9 protein-coding genes are annotated in these 7,095 nt (G+C 45.1%); 8 read left to right on the top strand and 1 reads right to left on the bottom strand.

Annotated elements, in window-relative coordinates; all coding sequences use genetic code 11:
• Positions 1-112: 112 nt before the first annotated feature.
• On the bottom strand, positions 113-694 hold the full coding sequence (locus ACED45_RS04315; RefSeq protein ID WP_371713368.1) for a Maf family protein: 582 nt from the start codon (positions 692-694) through the stop codon (positions 113-115).
• Between the two features lie 149 nt (positions 695-843).
• Here ACED45_RS04315 and yceD point away from each other — a divergent pair, with 149 nt between their 5' ends.
• From yceD to fabF, 8 genes are all read left to right on the top strand, one after another.
• On the top strand, positions 844-1,371 hold the full coding sequence (gene yceD / locus ACED45_RS04310) for a 23S rRNA accumulation protein YceD (RefSeq protein ID WP_017062153.1): 528 nt from the start codon (positions 844-846) through the stop codon (positions 1,369-1,371).
• Between the two features lie 35 nt (positions 1,372-1,406).
• Positions 1,407-1,577, top strand: a complete 171-nt coding sequence (gene rpmF / locus ACED45_RS04305; protein ID WP_004737376.1) for a 50S ribosomal protein L32 — start codon at positions 1,407-1,409, stop codon at positions 1,575-1,577.
• Positions 1,578-1,586: 9 nt separating this feature from the next.
• Entirely contained in the window at positions 1,587-2,612 is a 1,026-nt protein-coding gene (plsX, locus tag ACED45_RS04300) for a phosphate acyltransferase PlsX (RefSeq protein WP_017062152.1), read from the top strand.
• 5 nt (positions 2,613-2,617) lie between these two features.
• Positions 2,618-3,568, top strand: a complete 951-nt coding sequence (locus tag ACED45_RS04295; protein WP_371713367.1) for a beta-ketoacyl-ACP synthase III — start codon at positions 2,618-2,620, stop codon at positions 3,566-3,568.
• An 80-nt stretch (positions 3,569-3,648) separates the two neighbouring features.
• Entirely contained in the window at positions 3,649-4,572 is a 924-nt protein-coding gene (fabD, locus tag ACED45_RS04290; protein ID WP_102478249.1) for an ACP S-malonyltransferase, read from the top strand.
• 24 nt (positions 4,573-4,596) lie between these two features.
• The gene (gene fabG / locus ACED45_RS04285) at positions 4,597-5,331 is read left to right on the top strand and encodes a 3-oxoacyl-ACP reductase FabG (RefSeq protein ID WP_029235138.1); all 735 of its coding nucleotides are present in this window, start codon (positions 4,597-4,599) and stop codon (positions 5,329-5,331) included.
• A 166-nt stretch (positions 5,332-5,497) separates the two neighbouring features.
• A complete protein-coding gene (gene acpP / locus ACED45_RS04280) occupies positions 5,498-5,731 on the top strand; it encodes an acyl carrier protein (protein WP_004737381.1) in 234 nt (77 codons plus the stop codon).
• Positions 5,732-5,824: 93 nt separating this feature from the next.
• Positions 5,825-7,069: a beta-ketoacyl-ACP synthase II gene (gene fabF, locus ACED45_RS04275; protein WP_019821243.1), complete on the top strand. Its 1,245-nt coding sequence runs from the start codon at positions 5,825-5,827 to the stop codon at positions 7,067-7,069.
• The last annotated feature ends 26 nt before the right edge of the window (positions 7,070-7,095 follow it).

Genomic DNA, 7,095 nt, shown 5'->3' with positions numbered 1-7,095 from the left:
ATCTTGGCGCATTGCGACGCCGTTTAGAAGGGTGGGTCCATTTCATTATTCCCTAGTCCCTAGACTGACGAAGGAAGGAGTAGGGTATCTCTGTAAGTGTGATAAGCGCTAGTTAAAGTACATTAATTCCTTGTACTTCAAGCATATCGACCAAGTCGATCAGTGGTAGACCGATTAGGGTGTTCGGATCTTTGCCTTCCATCTGTTTAAACAACGCGATGCCTAACCCTTCGCACATAAAACTTCCCGCGCAGTAATAAGGCTGTTCTTTCTCAACATAAGAGATGATCTGCTGCTCGGTTAAATCACGGAAATGCACGATGAAGGTGTCGAGACGCGTGTCAGCTTTGTTGGTCTCGCTGTTCCAAACAGAAAGGCCAGTATAGAAAGTGATGCTCTTACCGCTTTGACGAGATAGCTGCTCGATCGCTTTTTCTCGCGTGTGAGGCTTACCAATGATCTCTCCATCAATTACGCAAACCTGATCAGAACCAATGACTAAGCTAGGTTGCTCCGCAGCACAAGACTTAGCTTTGGTCTCAGCAAGGCGCATCACCAACTGTTGTGGCGTCTCTTCTGGAAGCGGCGTTTCATCGCAGTCTGGCTTGGCTGTAATGAAGCTTAACTGTAGTTTTTTGAGGACCTCTTGCCTAAATGGTGATGTAGAGGCTAAAACTAGTTGGTAATTTCTCATTTTAATTTACAATTCAAGGAAGCATTTATCTCAGGATAACGTAACTTGTCCTGCTATTCATAATGCTCTGAATAGGAAAGGCAGGAAAGTACATTTTTTTTGCCATTTCCTTTGACTAAACACGATTTGGAAGATAAGATTCGCGCCCTATGCAAAAGGAAAAAATACCGCGTACAGTTGATCCGGCAAGAACGGCTCAAAAACGACTCGATATGGATGGTATCATTCAGGTCAGTCTTTTGAAGCGTTTAACTGAAGCAACTGAAGGCGTAAAACGTGACGCGCAAGTCTCAATGTCATTTGGGCTTGATGAACAACGATTAGTCGTTATCTCTGGTAAAGCTAACGTCGAAGTCGATTTAGAGTGTCAACGTTGTAATGAGGTTTTCGCACATGAGTGCGATGTCCAATTTACTTATACTCCTGTTTACAGTGAGAAAAGTGAAGAGGAAGCACCGGAAGAGTACGATTTGGTAGATCTGAACGAGTACGGTGAGTTAGACCTGATTCAATTAGTTGAAGACGAGTTCATCCTTGGATTGCCACAAATAGCAATGCACGACGATGCGAAATGTAGCGTTAACTCAAATAACTTGGTGTTTGGTGAACTTCCTGAAGAAATTGAGGAAGATAAAAAGCCGAATCCATTTGATGTTTTAAAAAGCTTAAAGAAGTAATTGCTTCTTTAAGAATTTACATAGGAGTAGGGTCAATGGCCGTACAAAAGAGCAAGAAATCACGTTCAATGCGTGGCATGCGTCGTTCACACGATGCGCTAACTACAGCTGCACTTTCTGTAGACGCAACTTCAGGTGAAACTCACCTACGTCACAACGTGACTGCCGAAGGTTTCTACCGCGGCAAAAAGGTTATCAACAAGTAAGGTTGACCTTTGCAAAATCTAACCGTTGCGCTTGATGCAATGGGCGGGGACTTCGGTCCTCGTGTAACAGTGCCTGCCGCCGTGCAGGCACTGTCGTATTTCCCAGAGCTAAAAGTCATTCTAATAGGTGATCGAAACGCGATCACATCTCAATTATCTTCATTAGGTCGAATGCCTGATTCTCGTTTGAGTATCCAGCATTGTGATCGAGTTATTTCCAATTCTGAAAAACCTTCACTAGCCTTACGTAATAGTCAGGGTAGCTCTATGCGTGCCGCTATCGATCTAGTTGCCGAATCACAGGCTGATGCTTGTGTGAGTGGTGGTAACACTGGCGCACTGATGGCTTTATCCCGTTTCCGACTCAAGCTCCTCCCCGGTATTGATAGACCTGCATTGGTTTCAGCTTTGCCTACAGCATCAGGGAATCGCACATGGATGCTTGATTTAGGGGCAAACGTTTCTAGTGACGCGGATTCACTCTTTCAGTTTGCTGTCATGGGCAGTGCATTAGCGGAACAACATTTAGGTCGCGCTCCACGAGTCGCTATATTGAATATCGGTGCAGAAGAAATCAAAGGCAATGACCTTGTAAAACGATGCGCTGAAATGTTGTCGAATACTCAGTCTGTGAACTTCATAGGCTATATTGAAGGTAATCAATTACTTCAAGATGCTGCTGATGTCGTCGTATGTGATGGTTTTGTGGGCAATGTCTGCTTAAAAACGTGCGAAGGTACGGCTCAGCTCTTTATTGATAAGCTAAAAACGCGCATGATGGCTTCAACAATAAAGGGTTGGATAGCCAGAATGCTGTTTTCTGAGCTATTTACTGAATTAAAAACCTTGAACCCCGACCAGTATAACGGCGCAAGTTTGTTAGGATTGCGCGGCATTGTCATTAAAAGTCATGGAAGTGCTGATGTGTCTGCAGTCGTCAACGCGATTGGTGAAGCAGTACACGAGGTCAAACGACAAGTCCCCAGCCGCATTAGCGATCGTTTGGAAGCGGTTTTACTCGAGAGGCATTATTAGTCTTCATGTATAGCAAAATTTTAGGTACTGGCAGCTACTTGCCATCTCAGGTGCGTACGAACGCAGACTTAGAGAAAATGGTAGAGACTAGCGATGAGTGGATCGTTGCTAGAACTGGTATTAAAGAGCGTCGTATTTCAGCGGAAAACGAAACCGTTGCTGATATGGCGTTTTACGCTGCTGAGAATGCCATTGAAATGGCAGGTATCGACAAAGATGAGATTGATTTAATCATCGTTGCGACAACCAGCGGTAGCCACACATTCCCGTCTTCGGCATGTCAGGTACAAGGCAAGCTCGGTATCAAAGGCTGCCCTGCATTTGATTTGGCTGCGGCGTGTTCTGGTTTTGTTTATGCACTGTCTGTTGCTGATCAACACATTAAGACTGGCATGTGTAAGAACGTTTTGGTAATTGGTGCTGATGCACTGTCAAAAACCTGTGATCCGACTGACCGCTCTACTATCATCCTATTTGGTGATGCAGCAGGTGCGGTGGTTGTAGGCGCAAGCGAAGAGCCAGGTATTTTGTCTACTCATATTTACTCTGACGGTAAATACGGGGAGCTTCTAAGCTTAGAAGTACCCGAGCGTGGCGGTGATGCAGATAAATGGCTGCACATGGCGGGCAACGAAGTATTTAAAGTGGCGGTAACTCAGCTTTCTAAGCTAGTTAAAGACACATTAGCTGCGAACAATATGGATAAGTCAGAGCTTGATTGGTTAGTTCCACACCAAGCGAACTACCGTATTATCTCGGCTACCGCTAAAAAGCTGACGATGTCGCTTGATCAAGTAGTTATTACTCTTGATAAGCACGGTAATACGTCAGCAGCTACCGTACCAACGGCTCTTGATGAGGCTGTTCGCGACGGGCGAATTAAACGTGGCCAAACGCTTTTACTTGAAGCATTTGGCGGCGGCTTCACTTGGGGTTCTGCGTTAGTTAAATTCTAACCCCAAGTGATAATCAACAAACAAGGCACATAACTTATGTGCCTTATTCAATTTTTTGCTTTGCTTAAAGGAAAATTACAATGAGCAAGTTTGCTATCGTATTCCCAGGCCAAGGCTCTCAAGCTATCGGTATGCTTGCAGACCTAGGCGAACAGTATGATGTCGTAAAACAGACATTTGCAGAAGCTTCAGAAGCACTTGGTTACGATCTATGGGCATTGGTTCAAGATGGTCCAGTAGAAAATCTAAATGAAACTTTTCGTACTCAACCGGCTCTATTAACTGCGTCTGTTGCAATTTGGCGTGTATGGCAAGAACTTGGCCTAGAGCAACCTGTAAATCTAGCAGGTCACAGCCTAGGCGAATACTCTGCACTAGTATGTGCAGGCGTTATCGACTTTAAAGAAGCGATCAAGTTGGTTGAACTACGTGGTCAACTAATGCAAGAAGCGGTTCCTGCAGGTGTTGGTGCAATGTACGCAATCATCGGTCTAGACGATGAAGCGATTGCTAAGGCGTGTGAAGAAGCTGCGCAAGACGAAGTTGTGTCTCCAGTTAACTTTAACTCTCCTGGCCAAGTTGTTATCGCGGGTAACAAAGCGGCAGTAGAGCGTGCTGGTGCACTTTGTAAAGAAGCGGGCGCTAAGCGTGCACTTCCGTTACCTGTTTCTGTGCCGTCTCACTGTGCACTGATGAAGCCAGCAGCAGACAAGCTAGCAGTGGCTCTAGAAGCTCTAGAGTTCAACACGCCAGCACTGCCTGTTATCAATAACGTTGATGTTATTGCTGAAACAAACCCTGAAAAAATTAAAGACGCACTTGTTCGTCAGCTATACAGCCCAGTTCGTTGGACTGAAGGTGTACAAGCGATGAATGAACAAGGTGTCGAGAAGCTACTTGAATTAGGCCCTGGTAAAGTTCTTACTGGTCTAACAAAACGAATCGTAAAAACTATGACAGCTGCTGCAGTTAATGACACTGCATCACTAGAAGCTGCTAAGTAATAACCACTTAATAGAGAAGTTATGATGAATTTAGAAGGCAAAGTTGCACTAGTTACAGGCGCAAGCCGTGGCATCGGTCGTGCAATCGCTGAACTTTTAGTTGAGCGTGGTGCTAAAGTTATCGGTACTGCTACATCTGAAGGCGGCGCAGCTGCAATCAGTGAGTACCTTGGTGAGAACGGTAAAGGTCTTGCTCTTAATGTAACGGATACTGACTCAATTGCTGCTACACTGAAAACCATCAACGATGAATTCGGTGCGATTGACATTCTAGTTAACAACGCAGGTATCACTCGTGATAACCTACTTATGCGTATGAAAGACGACGAATGGAATGACATCATCGATACTAACCTAACGCCTATCTTCCGCATGTCTAAAGCTGTATTGCGTGGCATGATGAAGAAGCGTCAAGGTCGTATCGTAAACGTTGGTTCTGTAGTAGGTACTATGGGTAACGCTGGTCAAGCTAACTACGCAGCTGCAAAAGCTGGCGTAATTGGTTTTACTAAATCAATGGCTCGTGAAGTTGCGTCTCGTGGCGTTACAGTGAACACTGTAGCTCCTGGTTTCATCGAAACTGACATGACTAAAGCGCTAAATGATGACCAACGTGCAGCAACTTTGGCGAATGTACCAGCAGGTCGACTAGGTGACCCTCGCGAAATCGCTGAAGCTGTGGTATTTTTGGCGTCACCTGCGGCAGCTTATATCACAGGTGAAACACTTCACGTCAATGGCGGTATGTACATGGTGTAAATTATGTGCAACATTTGTGCATGATTTAAGTCAAGATCATACGTAATTTCGGTTAAAATCGTGAAAATTGTGGTTTGACCAGAAAAGTTGACCTTGCAACTTTCAATAGATTGAATAAACTACGGAAAACATCGCATAAAGCGAACTCTGTAAAGGAAAAGAAAAAATGAGCAACCTCGAAGAACGCGTAAAGAAAATCATTGTTGAACAGCTAGGTGTAGACGAAGCTGAAGTTAAAAACGAAGCTTCTTTCGTTGATGACTTAGGTGCAGATTCTCTAGACACAGTTGAGCTAGTAATGGCTCTAGAAGAAGAATTCGACACTGAAATCCCAGATGAAGAAGCTGAGAAAATTACTACTGTTCAAGCAGCTATCGATTACGTAACTAGCGCTCAGTAATAATCTCTCCCAGGCGGTCACCTCGACCGCCTGTGTTTTATCTAACTCATCTATCCTCATCTTAAATCACCTCAATCCCCGGAGTGTAAAATCGTGTCCAAGCGTCGTGTAGTTGTCACTGGCATGGGTATGTTGTCACCGGTAGGCAACACTGTAGAATCTTCTTGGAAAGCCCTGCTAGCTGGTCAAAGTGGTATCGTTAATATCGAGCACTTTGATGCAACCAATTTCTCAACTCGTTTTGCAGGTCTAGTTAAAGACTTTAACTGCGAAGAGTATATGACTAAAAAAGATGCTCGTAAGATGGACTTGTTCATCCAGTACGGCGTCGCAGCAGGTATTCAAGCTTTAGATGATTCAGCCCTAACTATTACTGAAGAAAACGCTCCACGTGTGGGTGTTGCTATCGGTTCTGGTATTGGTGGTCTTGGTTTGATCGAAGCCGGTCACCAAGCTCTAACTGAAAAAGGCCCTCGTAAGATCAGCCCGTTCTTCGTACCGTCGACGATCGTGAATATGATTGCTGGTCACATGTCTATCATGCGTGGCCTACGCGGTCCAAACATCGCGATTTCTACTGCATGTACGACTGGCCTACATAACATTGGTCACGCGGCTCGTATGATTGCATACGGCGATGCTGACGCAATGCTAGCGGGTGGTGCTGAAAAAGCATCTACACCACTAGGTATGGGAGGTTTTGGTGCGGCTAAAGCACTGTCTACTCGTAACGATGAGCCTCAAAAAGCTTCTCGTCCATGGGACAAAGGCCGTGATGGTTTCGTTCTTGGTGACGGTGCAGGCATGATGGTTCTTGAAGAGTACGAACATGCGAAAGCTCGTGGCGCTAAGATTTACTGTGAGCTAGTTGGCTTCGGTATGTCGGGTGACGCTTACCATATGACATCTCCAAGTGAAGATGGCTCAGGTGGCGCACTAGCGATGGAAGCGGCTATGCGTGATGCTGGCATTACTGGTGAACAAATCGGTTATGTAAACGCACACGGTACTTCGACTCCTGCAGGTGACGTAGCGGAAGTTAAGGGCATCAAGCGTGCTCTTGGCGAAGCAGGCAGCAAGCAAGTATTGGTTTCTTCTACGAAATCAATGACAGGCCACCTTCTAGGTGCTGCTGGTTCTGCTGAAGCTATCATCACGGCTATGTCTCTGGTTGACCAAATTGTTCCACCAACAATCAACCTAGATGATCCTGAAGAAGGCTTAGATATTGACTTAGTACCTCACACTGCGCGTGAAGTTAGCAACATGGAATATGCTGCATGTAACTCATTCGGTTTCGGTGGTACAAACGGCTGTTTGATCTTCAAAAAGATTTAATCATCTTATTAAAGACGTAAACACTC

Origin of the sequence: Vibrio crassostreae (assembly GCF_041439375.1) — a bacterium.
Classification (GTDB): domain Bacteria; phylum Pseudomonadota; class Gammaproteobacteria; order Enterobacterales; family Vibrionaceae; genus Vibrio; species Vibrio crassostreae_D.
Note: the sequence above shows the minus strand (reverse complement) of the source record. Positions and strands in the feature narration are given on the sequence as shown.

Bases quoted from the DNA above. Each gene is read 5' to 3' on its own strand.
- ACED45_RS04315 (WP_371713368.1), bottom strand. From the start codon at position 694: ATGAGAAATTACCAACTAGTTTTAGCCTCTACATCACCATTTAGGCAA.
- yceD (WP_017062153.1), top strand. From the start codon at position 844: ATGCAAAAGGAAAAAATACCGCGTACAGTTGATCCGGCAAGAACGGCT.
- rpmF (WP_004737376.1), top strand. From the start codon at position 1,407: ATGGCCGTACAAAAGAGCAAGAAATCACGTTCAATGCGTGGCATGCGT.
- ACED45_RS04295 (WP_371713367.1), top strand. From the start codon at position 2,618: ATGTATAGCAAAATTTTAGGTACTGGCAGCTACTTGCCATCTCAGGTG.
- fabD (WP_102478249.1), top strand. From the start codon at position 3,649: ATGAGCAAGTTTGCTATCGTATTCCCAGGCCAAGGCTCTCAAGCTATC.
- fabG (WP_029235138.1), top strand. From the start codon at position 4,597: ATGAATTTAGAAGGCAAAGTTGCACTAGTTACAGGCGCAAGCCGTGGC.
- acpP (WP_004737381.1), top strand. From the start codon at position 5,498: ATGAGCAACCTCGAAGAACGCGTAAAGAAAATCATTGTTGAACAGCTA.